At 61.9% G+C, this 15,762-nt stretch carries 16 protein-coding genes; 4 read left to right on the top strand and 12 right to left on the bottom strand.

Annotation, left to right across the window (positions count from 1 at the left end; translation table 11 throughout):
* Positions 1–4: 4 nt before the first annotated feature.
* On the bottom strand, positions 5–2,017 hold the full coding sequence (locus GYH29_RS18225) for a methyl-accepting chemotaxis protein (RefSeq protein WP_161524223.1): 2,013 nt from the start codon (positions 2,015–2,017) through the stop codon (positions 5–7).
* A gap of 565 nt (positions 2,018–2,582) precedes the next feature.
* On the opposite strand from GYH29_RS18225, the gene GYH29_RS18220 reads away from it, so the two are divergent.
* A complete protein-coding gene (locus GYH29_RS18220) occupies positions 2,583–3,998 on the top strand; it encodes an alanine/glycine:cation symporter family protein (protein ID WP_019101096.1) in 1,416 nt (471 codons plus the stop codon).
* A gap of 67 nt (positions 3,999–4,065) precedes the next feature.
* On the opposite strand, the gene hemN is transcribed toward GYH29_RS18220, so the two are convergent.
* Complete coding sequence (gene hemN, locus GYH29_RS18215) at positions 4,066–5,472, bottom strand: oxygen-independent coproporphyrinogen III oxidase (protein ID WP_161524222.1); 1,407 nt, start codon at positions 5,470–5,472, stop codon at positions 4,066–4,068.
* A gap of 109 nt (positions 5,473–5,581) precedes the next feature.
* Between hemN and fnr the strand changes: the two genes are divergently transcribed.
* Positions 5,582–6,328 (top strand): fumarate/nitrate reduction transcriptional regulator Fnr, encoded by a 747-nt coding sequence (fnr, locus tag GYH29_RS18210; protein WP_043590811.1) that lies wholly within the window; start codon positions 5,582–5,584, stop codon positions 6,326–6,328.
* Between the two features lie 283 nt (positions 6,329–6,611).
* On the opposite strand, the gene GYH29_RS18205 is transcribed toward fnr, so the two are convergent.
* Together GYH29_RS18205 and GYH29_RS18200 are read right to left on the bottom strand one after the other, a co-directional pair.
* Entirely contained in the window at positions 6,612–7,535 is a 924-nt protein-coding gene (locus GYH29_RS18205) for a DUF1853 family protein (RefSeq protein ID WP_081574275.1), read from the bottom strand.
* Positions 7,525–8,304, bottom strand: coding sequence for an RNA methyltransferase (locus GYH29_RS18200; protein WP_019102793.1), 780 nt, complete (start codon positions 8,302–8,304; stop codon positions 7,525–7,527). The genes GYH29_RS18205 and GYH29_RS18200 overlap by 11 nt, the downstream gene beginning before the upstream one ends.
* 203 nt (positions 8,305–8,507) lie before the next feature.
* On the opposite strand from GYH29_RS18200, the gene GYH29_RS18195 reads away from it, so the two are divergent.
* Complete coding sequence (locus GYH29_RS18195; protein WP_019102792.1) at positions 8,508–9,299, top strand: inositol monophosphatase family protein; 792 nt, start codon at positions 8,508–8,510, stop codon at positions 9,297–9,299.
* Between the two features lie 86 nt (positions 9,300–9,385).
* Positions 9,386–9,784, top strand: coding sequence for a VOC family protein (locus tag GYH29_RS18190; RefSeq protein WP_081574276.1), 399 nt, complete (start codon positions 9,386–9,388; stop codon positions 9,782–9,784).
* A gap of 459 nt (positions 9,785–10,243) precedes the next feature.
* Here the strand turns inward: GYH29_RS18190 and udk are convergent, their stop codons facing one another.
* From udk to iscU, 8 genes are all read right to left on the bottom strand, one after another.
* Positions 10,244–10,861, bottom strand: coding sequence for a uridine kinase (gene udk, locus GYH29_RS18185; protein ID WP_043590824.1), 618 nt, complete (start codon positions 10,859–10,861; stop codon positions 10,244–10,246).
* Between the two features lie 92 nt (positions 10,862–10,953).
* Positions 10,954–11,589 (bottom strand): glutathione S-transferase family protein, encoded by a 636-nt coding sequence (locus tag GYH29_RS18180; RefSeq protein WP_019102789.1) that lies wholly within the window; start codon positions 11,587–11,589, stop codon positions 10,954–10,956.
* A gap of 172 nt (positions 11,590–11,761) precedes the next feature.
* Positions 11,762–11,956 (bottom strand): Fe-S cluster assembly protein IscX, encoded by a 195-nt coding sequence (gene iscX, locus GYH29_RS18175; RefSeq protein WP_019102788.1) that lies wholly within the window; start codon positions 11,954–11,956, stop codon positions 11,762–11,764.
* Between the two features lie 132 nt (positions 11,957–12,088).
* Positions 12,089–12,430 (bottom strand): ISC system 2Fe-2S type ferredoxin, encoded by a 342-nt coding sequence (gene fdx / locus GYH29_RS18170; protein ID WP_043590826.1) that lies wholly within the window; start codon positions 12,428–12,430, stop codon positions 12,089–12,091.
* A gap of 9 nt (positions 12,431–12,439) precedes the next feature.
* A complete protein-coding gene (gene hscA, locus GYH29_RS18165) occupies positions 12,440–14,302 on the bottom strand; it encodes a Fe-S protein assembly chaperone HscA (protein WP_043590827.1) in 1,863 nt (620 codons plus the stop codon).
* 108 nt (positions 14,303–14,410) lie between these two features.
* Positions 14,411–14,944, bottom strand: coding sequence for a Fe-S protein assembly co-chaperone HscB (gene hscB, locus GYH29_RS18160; protein WP_019102785.1), 534 nt, complete (start codon positions 14,942–14,944; stop codon positions 14,411–14,413).
* Between the two features lie 75 nt (positions 14,945–15,019).
* On the bottom strand, positions 15,020–15,343 hold the full coding sequence (gene iscA, locus GYH29_RS18155; RefSeq protein WP_019102784.1) for an iron-sulfur cluster assembly protein IscA: 324 nt from the start codon (positions 15,341–15,343) through the stop codon (positions 15,020–15,022).
* Between the two features lie 17 nt (positions 15,344–15,360).
* A complete protein-coding gene (gene iscU / locus GYH29_RS18150) occupies positions 15,361–15,744 on the bottom strand; it encodes a Fe-S cluster assembly scaffold IscU (protein WP_019102783.1) in 384 nt (127 codons plus the stop codon).
* Positions 15,745–15,762 lie beyond the last annotated feature (18 nt).

The raw sequence follows: 15,762 nt of genomic DNA, 5'->3' as shown, positions 1-15,762 counted from the left end.
TAGTCTAGACACTGAAACGGCCGGCGAGCTGCCCCAGCCGTTGCGACACCGATTGCAGTTCGCCGGCGGTCTGCGCGCTGGCTTCGACGGCGCTGGCGTTGGTTTCCGACATCCGCGCCACGCTTTCCACGTTTTGCGCCAGCGACTGGCTGGCGCTGCTCTGTTCCTTCAGACCTTGAGTGATTTGATGGATGCTGTCTAGCACCTGATCCACGCATTGGCGGATGGAGGCGATGCTGGCGCCGGCGTTGCGGGTGTTCTCCTGGCCTTTCATGATGGCGCTCATGCCGGTTTGCATATTGGTGATGGCCTGCTGCGAGGTGCGCTGAATGTCGGAAACGATGGTGCTGATCTCGGTGGTGGATTGCGCGGTGCGTTCCGCCAGCTTGCGCACTTCGTCGGCCACTACGGCGAAGCCGCGGCCTTGTTCGCCGGCGCGCGCGGCTTCGATGGCGGCGTTAAGCGCCAGCAGATTGGTTTGGTCTGCGACATCGCGGATCACATCGACGATGCTGGCGATGGATTCCGATTGCTGGCCCAGCGCGCCTATGGTTTCCGAGGCAGAAGACACGTCGCGCACGATGCTGTCCATGCTGGCGCTGGCGTCGTGGATGATGGCGTTGCCCTCGCTGGACTGGCTGACCGCGGCGCGCGACAGTTGATTGGCTTGTTCAGATTGCTCGGCGCTGACCATCAGGCTGGTGCTCAGCTCTTCGATCGCCGCCGCCATGCTGGCCGCCGCCTGGGTTTGCCGGGTGCTGCTATGGGAGACGTTCTGGGCGCTTTGAGCCATCTGGTCCGCAGCCGCGTTGACTTCGCGCGAGGTGTCCAGCAACTGCGTCACGGTGTCGCGCAATTGGTCGCGCATCTGGCCAATGGAGGCCAGCAAGCTATTGCTGTCCTGCTCGCGCAGTTGGATCCGGGTGCCCAGCTGGCCTGCGGCTAATTGTTCGACCACGCTTTGCACGTAGAAAGGCTCGCCGCCCAGTTGCAGGGTGATGGACAGATAGAGCTGGTGGAATAGGAAGCTGGCCAACAGCATCGCGGCCAGGCCGATGCCGATGTAGAAATTGCGCTGAGCCTGCATCCGTTCGATGCGGGCCTGCAATAGCGCCTCCAGGTTTTTCAGCGTCACATCGCTGAAGCGGGCGCCGATTTCGGCGTTTTTCGCAGCCATCCCGCCCAGGGCCACGGCGGCGCCGGTTTGCCCGGCGATGGCCTTGTCGATGGACGCGGCCTGGCTTTGATGGAAGGCGGCCAGCGCCTGGGATTCGGCGTTCAGTTCGTTTTTCAAGGCCGGGTTGTAGGCCAGCGCCTTGGCCAGATCGCTGTTCAAGCCGTCCAGCGCGCCGTTGATCAGCGGGCGCAACTCCACTAGGCGGTCGCGTTCGGCGGGTGTCAGCGTTTGGCCGGCTTCCGATTTGGCGGCCCAGGCCAGCGCTTCGCCGACGTAGTTGCTGAGCGCGGGTAGCTTGGCGGTCGCGGCGTCCATCAGATAGTAACTGTCGATGTCCGGGTCCAACGTCAGATTGGAGTTGTCGCTGGCGGCGCCGAGCAAGGTGTTGAGTTTGTCCGCGGTGCTGTCGAAGCTGGCGATCACTTGCGGCGGCGGGGCGCCGCCGATCCGCGACAGCGTGCCTCGCGCGGCGCTGGCGGTTTTCCAGGCCTCCTCGGTTTGCAGGATGGCGCCGTACTGTTCATGAGCGCTTTGCAGTTGATTCCAGCCTTGTTCCAATTGCGCCTGGGCCGCGGGCAGCGCCGCCTTGGCGGCGGCCTCGCCCTGAGCCGCGCGCACGGCCAGGTCCTGCGCTTGCTCCAGCGCGCCCAGCAAATGCTGCAGCGGCTGGATATAGGACACCCCGACTCTTTCTTTTTGCGAAAAATCGATATTGTCCTGATTGGTTCGATACAGACCGTACACCATATACAGTAAGGCGACGGCAAAGACCGTGCCGATCAGCGCAAAGCGGCTGGGGTAGCTCAAGCGCTGCATCAGCCTTACCACGGGTGTTGTCATGATTTCGCTCCTGACTGTGGCGGCGACGCACGCAATGTGGACGTCTGCTTCGCCAGTTCCAGAATAGGCAATTTTCACGGGCTGCGATTGCCGCATGAAATGCGATGACTTGTCGGATGAGGCGCTTATCAGTTCGTTTAGCTAAGGGCCCTGAGCTTTGGCTTGTCTGGCCAGGGCGAATAACCGGCAATAATGCCTGGGGCATCGAAAATGCCTTTGGATTGTTTTGGCATTGGGTCAGCGTCCGGCTATTCGGAACGATTCAATGACAAAGGCGTGCGTTGAAACGGGGGGAATGGACGTTTGCGAGGCTTTGGCCAAGATTGCCCGGCATTGCCAGCAATCACTCTATTTTGCTAAATTCGCCGGGTTTTGCATCGAACAGTCTGACGAAGCAGTGTCCTGAACCAGGCGACCCGACGGTCGCGGGGAACGGTTTCGTCAAGGCTGCAATTTTCAAGCCCGGCGCCAAGACCGCGGCGAGGACAACCTTCCTGTCTGCAATCCTTCCGGCGCGCGTCGCCTATTTTCCAGATTGCCACGCTCAGAGCTTTATAGAGGATCCATGGACTTGCTTCATTCGTTTATCAATGCCGCCAATGATGTGATTTGGGGCAAAGTGCTGATTGGCCTGTTATTGGCCGTCGGCTTGTATTTCTCGTTGCGCTCCGGCCTGTTGCAGTTGCGGCTTTTTGCGCGCGGCTGGCGCGAGATGATGGGCGGCCGCGGCGGCCACCGCAGCAAGGACGACATCTCGCCGTTTCAGGCCTTCGCCACCGGCCTCGCCAGCCGGGTGGGCACCGGCAACATCGCCGGCGTGGCCATCGCCATTGCCGCCGGCGGACCCGGCGCGGTGTTCTGGATGTGGCTGACCGCCATGCTGGGCATGGCCAGCGCTTTCGCCGAATCGACCTTGGCGCAGCTGTTCAAGACCAATCACCATGACGACACCTTCCGCGGCGGTCCGGCCTACTACATCCAGAAAGGCCTGGGGCAACGCTGGCTGGGCGTGATCTTCGCCTTGTGCCTGATTCTGGCTTTCGGCTTGGTGTTCAACGCGGTGCAGGCCAACTCCATCGTGGCGGCCACCGAGGGCGCCTGGGGCTGGAACCGCTATATGGTGGGCATCGCCCTGGTGGTGATGAGCGCGCCCATCATCTTTGGCGGCGTGCGCTCGGTGGCGCGGGTGGCCGAATGGCTGGTGCCGGTGATGGCGGCCGTCTATTTGCTGATGACCTTCTATGTGTTGGCGGTGCATGCCGCCGAGTTGCCCGGTCTGATTGTGTTGATCGTCAAGAGCGCTTTTGGTCTGGAGCAGGCCGCGGGCGGTTTTGCCGGATACGCCGTGAGCCAGGCGATGATGCTGGGTATCAAGCGCGGTCTGTTTTCCAATGAGGCGGGCATGGGTTCCGCTCCCAACGCCGCCGCGACGGCGACCTCGCGCCATCCGGCAAGCCAGGGCGCGATCCAGATGTTCGGCGTCTTCATCGACACCATGGTGATCTGTACCGCCACGGCGGCCATCATTCTGTTGTCCGGCGTGCATGATCAGGGTTTGAGCGGGGTGGCGCTGACGCAGAAGGCCATCGAGGCCCAGTTCGGCCCGATCGGGGCGTCCTTCCTCGCGGTGGCGATGTTCCTGTTCGCCTTTTCCACCATCATCGGCAATTACGCTTACGCCGAGGGCAATGTCGAATTCATTCGCAGCAACAAGTGGATCTTGTTGGTGTTCCGGCTGATCGTGCTGGCGATGGTGATGTTCGGCGCGGTGGCCAGCTTGCCGCTGGTATGGGACATGGCCGACTTCGCCATGGGCTTGATGGCCTTGATTAATCTGGTGGCCATTGTGTTGTTGTCGCGTTACTTCTTCATCGTGTTGAAGGACTATGAGCGTCAGCTGAAGCAAGGCGAGTCCACCCCTGTGTTCAAGGTGGCGGATTACCCGGAACTGGCGGCCAAGGTGGAAAAAGACATCTGGTAAGCTTTTGCCAGGCTCCAACGATAAATAGCCCGCGTTTAGACGCGGGCTGTTTTGTCATGGGACTGGCTTAAATGGTTTTGGAGTAGCGAGCCTGGGTGCGGCGCTCGCGCAGGTGCTTATCGAAGATCATCGCGATATTGCGGATCAGGAGACGGCCCTTGGGTTCCACCATGATGAAGTCGCCGTCGAAGGAAAGCAGCCCCAGTTGCTGATATTCGCGGATCTGCGGCAACTCTTCCGCAAAGTACTCGGCGAAGTTGATGCCGTGAATTTCCTCCAGCGCTTCCACGGACAGCGAGAAACGGCACATCAGACCCTGGATGATGCTGCGACGAAGGATGTCGTCATTGTCCAGCGTCAGCCCGCGCAGCACCGGCAGATGGCCGCTGTCCAGCGCCGCGTAGTAGCTGTCCAGATCTTTGGCGCTCTGACTGTAGCAGGGGCCGACCTTGCCGATGGAGGACACGCCAAGGCCAATCATGTCGCAGTCCGCATGCGTGGAATAACCCTGGAAATTGCGCTGCAGCCGGCCCTGGCGCAAGGCGGAGGCCAGTTCGTCGTCCGGCTTGGCGAAGTGATCCATGCCGATGAACACATAGCCGGCGTCGGCCAGGCGTTGCACCGAGTCCTGCAGGATGTCCAGCTTGGTTTCCGGCGACGGCAGATCGGCCTCGTTGATGCGGCGTTGCGGCATGAACACGGTGGGCAAATGGGCGTAGTTGTACAGCGCCAGCCGGTCCGGTCCTATGGCGATCACTTTGTCCAGCGTGCGACGCACCGATTCACGGGTCTGCAAGGGCAGGCCGTAAATCAGGTCGACGCTGACGGACTTGAAGCCGGCGTCGCGCGTCGCCTGGATCACCTCTAGAGTTTCCGCTTCGGACTGCACGCGGTTCACCGCCTGCTGCACCGCGGGCTCGAAGTCCTGAATGCCGACGCTGATGCGGTTGAAACCTAATTCGGCCAGCTTGAAAATTGTAGCTGCACTGACTTTGCGCGGGTCTATTTCTATGGAATACTCCCCCTCCTTCAAGAACTCGAAATGAGTCTTGAGCAAGGTCATCAATCGTTCCAGTTGCGCGTCGGACAGGAAAGTCGGGGTACCGCCGCCGAAATGCAGCTGTATCACCTGCTCTCGGCGCCCCAGACAGGAGGCGACCATCTGGACTTCCTTTTCCAGGTAGTCCAGATACAAGTCGGCTTTGCCGCTATCCTTGGTGATGATCTTGTTGCAACCGCAGTAGTAGCAGATAGTGTTGCAAAAAGGTATATGAGCGTACAATGATAAAGGTTTCCGGTTGGCGCCGATGCTGCGCTGCCGTAGCCAGTGGATGTAGTCTCTTTCGGCAAAACCCGGCGTAAAGCGATCTGCTGTCGGGTATGACGTATATCTAGGACCTGTCCCGTCGAGGCGTTCAATCAGAGCGCGGTCGAATTCAAAATGGGCAGGAGAAAATGGGTGGGTGGTCTTCATGTCGTATTTGGATGGCAAAACCTCTGGTGGACTGGTAAATTTGCGGAAATCCTGCGAATTTCGCTTTGATAAGGGTCAAGCTTCGTCGCAAGCTTGTACTAAACATGCCATGTCCGATCAGAACCATATCTCTTTGCATAACCTGAAGGTCTCCTGCTCCAACTGCAGCCTGAAGGAACTCTGTCTGCCAGTGGGGCTCAACCGCGAGGAACTGACCCAGCTTGACGCAGTGATCCGTCAAAGCCGCCGTTTGAAGCGCGGCGAGTACCTGTTCCGCAGCGGCGAGGGCTTCCGCTCGCTGTTCGCGGTGCGCACCGGCTTCTTCAAGACCAGCGTGGCCAGTCAGGACGGCCGCGAGCAGGTGACCGGCTTTCACATGTCCGGCGAACTAATGGGCTTGGACGGTATTTCCGCCAATGTTCACGGTTGCGACGCCATCGCGCTGGAGGATAGCGAGGTGTGCGAGTTGCCGTTCAGCCGCATGGAGAGCCTGGGCCGCGAAATTCCCACCTTGCAGCACCACTTCTACCGACTGATGAGCCGCGAGATCGTTCGCGATCAAAATGTAATGTTGCTATTGGGCAACATGAAGGCGGAAGAACGCCTGGCCGCCTTCCTGCTCAATTTGTCCCAGCGTCTGTCCACCCGCGGCTTCGCCGCCAATGATTTCATCCTGCGCATGAGCCGCGAGGAAATCGGCAGCTTCCTGGGGTTGAAACTGGAAACCGTCAGCCGCACGCTGTCCAAGTTCCAGCAGCAAGGCTGGATCACGGTCGATCACAAGCACATCCAGTTGGTGATGGTGGATGAGTTGAAGGCGCTGATTTCCGGCTGTGCTCACGCCAACGGTCATTGATCCCGCCGCTTCTACGGAGCCGCGAAAGACGTAAGAGCGTGTTTATGATCTCGCGAGACAAGAGGAGGTCAGACGAAAACGGCTGAGAAAGCGGATCGTAAACAGGTTCTTAGAGCCAGTTGAAAATCTAGCGAGCAAGAGCGAGACAAGGCGAAAACCGCTGAGAAAGCGGAATGTACATAGTGGTACATGAGCATTTCGAAGCGGTACTCACCGTGGGGCGTATCACGAAGCGCAGCAGATTATGAACAGCCTCTTAGGCAAGCCATGAGGCTTGCCTTTTTCATTGCGGCGGCGCGCAGTCCGCGATTTGCCGCAACAAGCGCGACAACGGCGCTTCTTGAGGCCATCCCGGCGGAACGGCGAAGCCTCGCGCCACTTCATGCCAGTCGCCGTCCGGGCCGGGTTGCAGTTCGGCAAGCAATTGCGGTGCCTCTGCCTGTTCCAGCCGCGCGCGCAGTTCCGCCGCATCGGCGGTGTGTTCCCGCGAGAGGCGCGCAGGCGCCAGCCAACTGAGCCTGGGCAGCCAGGCCCAGCGGGAGTCCGCGTTCAACGCAGGCCAGTCGCCGCGCAGCGGCCAGTATTGCCCGTATAGCGGCAGGGCGCCGGGCGGCGGTTCCGGCGAGGTGTCTTGAGCGTGGAACAGCCAACCGCTGAGCCGGGCGCCGACCGCGCAGCCGGCAAAGCCTTCCGGCAGCGTCGCTTGCGCCGCGGGGTGACGGGATAGACGCAGCTGGGTCTGCAGCTTATGGGCTTTCAGCGCCCAGGCGTCGCGCAGGCTGGGGCCGGTCAGCGTATCGGCGCTGCGGCCCAGCTGCAGGTAGAACTTGCTGGCGGCTTCCAGGTGCAGCGGTTGGCCGTCCAGGCGCAAAAGGAAGTCGAATTCTCCGACGGTGCGGCCGTCTGGACCGCGCACAGGCAGATTGCTGGCGACTAGTTCGATGTGCGGCGCCAAGCGGAACCAGAACGATAGCAAGCGCTCGGCGTAATGACCCAGGCGGCGGGTGGGCTGGCGCGCCAGCCAGTGCCGCAGCTCGGCGGGATGAGCGTCCAGCGCTTGCAGCAGCGCCGGGCCGTCGGGGCCCAGCAGCCGGTGCGGCGGAATGTCCGCGCCGCTTTTCCAGGGAGAGGGCGCGGTGAGAAGAAAAGCCAGATCGCGCACCGCCGGATGCGCGTAGGGCAGGGTGAACGGCGGCTTATTCGCCATTCGGTCCGGGCGCGTCGCGACGGACTTCGCCGTCGGCAGCACGCTGCACCTGTTTGAGGAAGCCGCGCAGGATGTCGATCTCCTCGCGCAGCAGGCCGGCGCGGTTGAATAGGGTGCGCATCCGGCGCATCATCCGCTCGCTGTTGCGGCGGCGGAAGTAGCCGATCTTGTCCATGGTCTGTTCCAGATGGCCGCAGAAGCCCTCCACCTCGCCCAGCGCCGCCGCGTCGCTGTCGGCGCGCAGATAATCGACGTCCACGCCGGTGTGACTGAACAGCTCGTAGGTCATAACCTGCACCGCCATTGCCAGATTCAGCGAGAAGTAGTCCGGATTGCCGGGGATGGTGACCAGACGGTTGCACTGCTCGACTTCTTCGATCGACAGGCCGAAGGTTTCGTTGCCGAACACCAGGGCCACTTGTTCGCCGTCGCGGGCGCGGGCCACTAGTTCAGGCGTGGTTTGCCGCGGGGTGGACAGCGGGGTGGTCAGCTCGCGGCGGCGGCTGGTCAGCGCGCAGGCGATGGTGACGTCTTGCAGCGCCTCGGCCAGGCTGGGCACCACGGTGGCGTGTTCGAGAAGATCCACCGCCCCGGAGGCCAGGGTATTGGCTTCATCGCTGGGAAACACTTTGGGTTCAACCAGATAGAGCCGGCTCAGGCCCATGGTCTTCATTGCCCGGGCGGCGGAGCCGATATTGCCGGGGTGGTTGGGGCGAGCCAACACCACGCGAATGTTTTTCAGAAAATCAGGTACTTGGGGTTTATTCATCAGCAGTTTCACATTAAAATAGCCGGCTTATCGAAAAAGCCCGCGCGCCGTTTTGCGCGCAAGGCCAGCGCTTGCCGGATGGGCAGGCATGCCGCCTTGCCCGATTGCGCCGGGTTTTTCTTGTTCCTTAACCCAGATTGTTACTAGCAGACGTCGCGTCATGTGGCGGACGTTTGTCATGGTTGAAAGTGTAGAGGCCGTCAATGCATCCGATGCTCAATGTCGCGGTGAAAGCCGCTCGCCGCGCCGGCAGTGTCATCCAGCGCGCGTCGCTGAATCTCGACGCGGTGCGCGTAGAGCGCAAGAAACACAATGACTTCGTGACCGAAGTGGACCGCGCCGCGGAAGAGTCCATCATCGCTTCCATTCTGGAGGCTTATCCCAAGCACGCGATTCTAGCAGAAGAGTCCGGCGCGAAAGGCATCGGTTCGTCGGAATACGAGTGGATCATCGATCCCATCGACGGCACTACCAACTTCCTGCATGGCCACCCGCAGTACGCGATTTCCATCGCCCTGGCGCACAAGGGCCAGGTGCAGCAAGCCGTGGTCTTCGACCCCAACCGCAACGATCTGTTCACCGCCTCGCGCGGCGTCGGCGCATTCCTCAATGATCGCCGCATCCGCGTATCCAAGCGCTTCATGATGAATGAGTGCGTGATCGCCACCGGCTTCCCGGTGTCCGACCAAAGCTATATCGACCAATACCTGGGCATGCTCAAGGACGTGCTGGCCAAGAGCGCCGGCGTGCGTCGCGAAGGCGCGGCCTCGCTGGACCTGTGCAATGTGGCCTGCGGCCGCGTGGAAGGCTTCTGGGAGCTGAATCTCAAGCCCTGGGACATCGCCGCGGGCAGCCTGATCGTGCAGGAAGCGGGCGGCATCGTTACCGATTTGTCCGGGGAGCAGGGCTGGCTGGAGTCCGGCGATATCGTCGCCGCCAATCCGAAAGTGCTGGCGCAACTGCTGCATATGCTGGCGCCGCATATCGGCAAGTAAGCGCTGTCGGCTTGGCCTCTTGGGGCTTGAGCGGGCTCAGCGCGTCACGGCGTCCTTGGGGGCGCCGTTTTTGTTTGGAGCGTGAGATGAAACAGTTTTTGGGTTCGGTCGCCTTGGTGGTGGCCGATTACGACGAGGCCATCGCCTGGTATGTGGACAAGCTGGGTTTTGTGCTGCTGGAGGATGAGCGTCAGGGCGAGGACAAGCGCTGGGTGCGCGTGGCGCCGCCCGGGGCGAGCGAGTGTGCGCTGTTGCTGGCCAAGGCGAGCAATGCACGGCAGCAAGCCGTCGTGGGCGCGCAAACCGGCGGTCGCGTCGGTTTCTTCCTGCATACCGACGACTTCTGGCGCGATTACCGCCGCATGGCGGCGGCGGGGGTGAGCTTCAGCGAGCAGCCGCGGGAGGAGGAATACGGCACCGTGGTGGTGTTCGAGGATTTGTATGGCAACCGCTGGGATTTGCTGCAGTTGAAGTCGGGGGCGTAGCCGCTGGCAGGGCACCGTTAAAAACAAAGAGCCGCGCAATGCGCGGCTCTTTGTTTTTAACGTCGCCAAAAACCGCCGGCTCATCGTCGGCAGCGGCTTGCGCCTGCGGCGGGTAGGCGTCCGCTTCGTTCCAGTCCAGATCAAGATCCAGTTCGGCCAATATGGCCTGGCGTCCGGCCTGGCGCTGTCCGGAGCGGCTCCGCCCGTGGGCGCCGCCTTTTTTCATGATGGGCGCGCAAGCGTGCGGATTGCGCGGTTTGATTGTGTGCATGGAAGTACTCCTGTGCTTGGAGCCCGCTGCCAAGAGCGGGCGGAAAACGGCGGCGCGGACGCCGCCGCATTAAGTCTGAGCGGTTCGCAAAAGCTCGTAGAGCACCTGAGGCAAGGCGCGCCGACGCAGGCAGTACTTGAGTACGACAAGTCGGCGCAACGCAGCATCAGGGGTTTTGTTGCCCGCTCTTAGCGTACCATCAGGCTGGCCACCTTGGTGGTGATAATATCCACCGCCGGATCATTGGCGCCGTGCGGCAGGATCACGTCGGCGAAGCGCTTGGTCGGCTCGATGAACTGGTTGTGCATCGGCCGTACCGTGGTCAGGTATTGCTCGATCACGCTGTCGGTGGTGCGGCCGCGCTCGGTGATGTCGCGCTTGAGGCGGCGGATGAAGCGCACGTCGGAATCGGTGTCGACGAAGATTTTCAAGGACATCATGTCGCGCAGCGCGGCGTCGTACAGCGGGAACAGGCCCTCGATGACGATGACCGGCGCCGGCTGGATGGTAATGGTTTCCTCGGCGCGGGTGTGGTTGGCGAAGTCGTAGACCGGCATTTCGATGGCGCGGCCGTTTCGCAGATCGTCGATGTGCTCGATCAGCAGCGGCCAATCGAAGGCTTGCGGGTGGTCGTAGTTGGTGGCCAGCCGCTGTTCGAAGGTCAGATGGCTCTGATCGCGGTAGTAATAGTCTTGAATGATCACAGCCGCCATCTCGGAGCCAATGGTTTCCAGCACTTGATTGGTCACCGTGGTTTTACCGCTGCCGCTGCCGCCTGCAACGCCGATGATGAACGGGGTGGTCATGAAACTATCCTTCTACGCGTAAAAATGATAAAAAAACGCGCCATTCTAATGAGTTATGGCGCGTCCTTCCACTCTAATTGCGACATCGGACGCTATTGGCCGCGCTGACCTTCCGCCTGGGCGGCATCATACCACTCCCGCATGGCCGGCAAAGCCAGGAGGCGGTTGACGTAAGCCTGAGACTGCTCAGGCAATTTGACGTTGTAAGTGTGAAAGCGGGTGGCGATGGGCGCGAAGAAGGCGTCGGCGATGCTGAAGCCGCCGAAGATGAATTCGCCGTTGGCCTGATGGCGCGGCAGATGCTCTTCCCATAGCGAGATGATGCGGGCGATATCGAACTCCACCGCCGGCGTGCTTTGGTAATTGATATGGCGCAGCGTCAGATTCATCGCCAGGTGTTCGCGCAGGGCGGAGAAGCCGGAGTGGATCTCGGCGACGATGGAGCGGGCGACCGCGCGCAGTCCGGCGTCGTCCGGCCACAGCTTGGCGGCGGGGAAGCACTCGGCCAGGTATTCGCAGATCGCCAGCGAATCCCAGACCCGCAGCTTGCGATCTATCAGCACCGGCACTTTGCCGGCCGGGTTGGCGGCGAGGATGCGGGCCTTGGTGTCGGACAGGTAAAGATCGATTTGCTGCTCTTCAAACGGCTCGTCCAGCATTTTCAGCACCAGCCAGGGGCGCAGGGACCAAGAGGAATAGTTTTTATTGCCGATGATGAGGGTAAACATCAGGGAGCTCCGTTTCGAAAGAGGAGGCTGCCGGCGGGCTGTCGCAGCCTTTGTCCGATGATACCGCCATCGGCACGGCTTTTCCTATGCGGCGGCCGTGGGTTTTTTGACGCTAGACGGCAAAAAGGCCGCGTCAGGAGACGCGGCCTTGCCGAAACAGGGGGGCGAGCGCTTATTCCACCTCGTCGATCCAAGCTTGTTGAATCGCTTCCAGCACGCGTTCGCCGCCGCGGCTATGGTCGTCGTCAAAACCCGGCAGCGCGACGACCCAGTTGTGCAAGTCGACGAAGCGCACGGTTTTGGGGTCGATTTCCGGGTGGGCTTCCGCCAGTTCGATGGCGATGTCCAGCACGTCGGTCCATTTCATCTTTTTATCTCCAGAGCGTGGAACCGTTCATAAAATCCAGCGCAGCGACTGTAGCAAGGCGCGCCGCCGCAGACAGTACATGAGGTACGGCAAGGCGGCGCAACGCGGCTACAGGGATTTTAGGGCGTGTTCCTAGTGGTGTTCGCGGGCGTGGTTGATCGTGTACCGAGGGATGTCTATCACCAAGTCCTCATCGGCCACAATCGCCTGGCAGGACAGGCGGGACTGGGCTTCCAGTCCCCAGGCCTTGTCCAGCAGGTCTTCTTCCAGCTCGTCGGCTTCGTTCAGGGAGTCGCCGCCTTCGCGGACGATGCAATGGCAGGTTGTGCAGGCACAGGACATCTCGCAGGCGTGCTCGATCTCGATGTCGTGGTCCAGCAATATCTGGCAGATGTTCTGGCCGGGTTCGGCGTTGTCGATGACCACGCCTTCCGGGCAGAGGTCGGCGTGGGGCAGTACGATGATTCGCGGCATGGCGGATCCTTACAAATCGGAAATGTTGTGGCCTTTGAGCGCGCGCCGGATATTGCGGTCCATGCGGCGCGAGGCGAATTCTTCGGTAGCGCGGTTGAGACGGCCGGAGGCCTCGTTGACCTCGCGGGCGGCCTGTGCCGCGGCGATGGCCGCGTCCACGGCGGCCAGCGCCTCGTCCACCGCGGCGCGCTCGTCGGCGTCCAGCAGGTCGCCGTCGCTGGCTAGCGCGACGCGACAGGCTTCGCTGAGGCTGGTGGCGTCGACGACGGCTTCGCGCAGCTTGCGCGCCTCGATGTCTTCATGCACATGGGTCATGGACTCGGTCAGCATGCGGCTGATTTCCTCGTCGCTGAGGCCGTAGGAGGGCTTGACCTCGATGCGCGCTTCCACGCCGCTGGTCTGTTCGCGGGCGGAGACTTCCAGCAGGCCGTCGGCGTCCACCTGAAAGGTGATGCGGATGCGCGCCGCGCCGGCCACCATCGGCGGGATGCCGCTCAAGGTGAACTTGGCCAGCGAGCGGCAATCGGCCACCAGTTCGCGCTCGCCCTGCAGCACGTGAATGGACATCGCGGTCTGGCCGTCCTTGAAGGTGGTGAAGTCCTGCGCGCGCGCCACCGGGATAGTGCTGTTGCGCGGGATGATCTTCTCGGTCAGGCCGCCCATGGTTTCGATGCCCAGCGACAGCGGGATCACGTCCAGCAGCAGCCACTCGTCCTCGCCCTTGTTGCCGGCCAGCACGTTGGCCTGAATCGCCGCGCCCAAGGCGACGACCTTGTCCGGGTCCAGATTAGTCAGCGGTTCTTGGCGGAAGAAGTCGCCAACGGCTTTTTGCACCTGCGGCATGCGGGTTGCGCCGCCCACCATCACCACGCCCTTGACCTCGTCCGTCGCGACGCCCGCGTCGCGCAGCGCCTTGCGCACCGGCAGCAGGGTCTTGTCCACCAGGTTCTTGGTGATGCCGCGGAAGGTGTCCTGATCCAAGGTCAGGTTCAGGGTCTGTCCGTCGGACAGCAGAGCGGTGATTTGGGTCTCCGCGTGCTCGGTCAGCGCTTCCTTGGCTTCGCGGGCGCGGGTTAACAGCAGCCGGGTGTCCTGAGCGCCCAGCCCGGACAGGCCGGCCTGCTCAAGCATCCAGCAGTAGACGCGGTGGTCGAAGTCGTCGCCGCCCAATGCGGAGTCGCCGCTGGTGGCCAGCACTTCGAACACGCCGCGGCTCAGTTTCAGGATGGAAACATCGAAAGTGCCTCCCCCTAGGTCATATACGACGTATATGCCTTCGCTGCCGTTGTCCAGCCCGTAGGCGATGGCGGCGGCGGTGGGTTCGTTCAGCAGGCGCAGCACGTTCAAGCCGGCCAGGCGCGCGGCGTCCTTGGTGGCCTGGCGCTGGGCATCGTCGAAATAGGCCGGCACCGTGATCACCGCGCCGGTGAGTTCGCCGCCCAAGCTGGCTTCGGCCCGTTGCTTCAGGGTGCGCAGGATGTCGGCGGAAATTTCAACCGGACTCTTGATGCCGCCGCGGGTCACCAGCTGCAGCATGCCGGGCGCGTCGACGAAGCGGTAGGGCAGGTTGCGGACGTCCGGCAGGTCGGCCAGGCCGCGGCCCATGAAGCGTTTCACCGAGACGATGGTGTTGTGCGGATCCTTGTTCTGTTCTTTCTGGGCTTCGTAGCCGACGCTGACGGCGCCTTCGTCGGCGTAGCGCACCACCGAGGGCAGCAGACTGCGGCCGTGCTCGTCCTTGAGTACGGCGGCGGATCCACTGCGCACCGAGGCCACCAGCGAGTTGGTGGTGCCCAGATCGATGCCGATCGCCAATCGGTGTTGGTGAGGGGCGGCGGAGAGGCCGGGTTCGGCGATTTGCAGTAAGGCCATATTCAGTTCAAATCAGTTCGAGGTAAGCCGCCTGCTGCGGCGGAGGCGGATATGGAGGACAGGCCGGTGCGCGATCCCCACGACGGGGAAGGGCCGGCGGCCGGGAGCTCAGTCGAGCAAAGCCTCGATGGCATCGCCGATTTCCTGGTCCAGTTTTTCCAAAAACCGCAATTTTCGCACTAGAAGCGCGGCGGCGTCCAAGTCGGTACGCTGATCCAGCGCTTGCTCCAATTCGGTCTGATGCGCGCGGCTCTCGTCCCGCAGCTGGCGCGACAGTGTTTCCAGGCGTTCGAGTTCGCGCCCGGCGCGGGCGTCTTCTATGTTCTCGCGCCACTCCATCTGCGCCATCAGGAAGGCGGCCGGCATCTGGGTGTTGGTGTCTTCCTGAGTGTCGACTCCGGAGAGCGTCAGCAGGTAGCGGGCGCGGTTCAACGGCGACTTCAGCGTTTGGTAGGCTTCGTTGACTCGGGTGGCCTGCATCAGCGCGCTGCGCTTTTCAGCGTCGGAACTGCTGGCGTAGCGGTCGGGATGAACCTGGGCCGCGGCGGTGCGCCAGGCGTGCTCTAGTGCCGAGCCGTCTATGGCGAAGCGGCGCGGCAGATTGAACAGGGAGAAGAAGTCTTGGCTGAAATCGGTGCTCATAGGGACGGGGCCGGAAAACCTAGCTTACAGTTGGACGACGGGCGGGCCGCGCCGAAGCGCGCCCGCCTGCCGGGGTCAGACGTTGAAGCTTTCGCCGCAGCCGCACTCGTTTTTGACGTTGGGGTTGTTGAACTGAAACCCCTCGTTCAAGCCTTCCTTGGCGTAATCCAGTTCGGTGCCGTCGATGTAAGCCAAGCTCTTGGCATCGGTGAACACGGTGACGCCATGGCTTTCAAAGGTCACGTCGTCGTCGCTGGCAACGTCGACGAACTCCAGCTTGTAGGCCATGCCGGAGCAGCCGGAGGTCTTAACGCCCAGACGAATGCCCAAGCCCTTGCCGCGCTTGGCGATGAAGGCGCTGACGTGGGCGGCGGCGCGTTCGGAAAGGGTGATAGCCATGATGATGTCCCCGCTGATTATTTGCCGTGCTTTTGCTTGTAGTCGTTGACCGCGGCCTTGATCGCGTCTTCGGCCAGGATGGAGCAGTGAATCTTCACCGGCGGCAAGGCCAGTTCTTCGGCGATGGCGGTGTTCTTGATCTCCAGCGCTTCGTCCAGCGATTTGCCCTTGACCCACTCAGTCACCAGTGAGGAGGAGGCGATGGCGGAGCCGCAGCCGTAAGTCTTGAACTTGGCGTCCTGAATCACGCCGTCCTCGCTCACCTTGATTTGCAGCTTCATCACATCGCCACAGGCCGGCGCGCCCACCATGCCGGTGCCCACGCTGTCGTCGCCTTTTTCGAAAGAGCCCACGTTGCGCGGGTTTTCGTAGTGATCCATTACCTTGTCGCTGTATGCCATGATTGTCTCCTTCAGCGC

This window comes from Chromobacterium haemolyticum (assembly GCF_009936155.1).
GTDB classification, from domain to species: domain Bacteria; phylum Pseudomonadota; class Gammaproteobacteria; order Burkholderiales; family Chromobacteriaceae; genus Chromobacterium; species Chromobacterium haemolyticum.
Note: the sequence above shows the minus strand (reverse complement) of the source record. Positions and strands in the feature narration are given on the sequence as shown.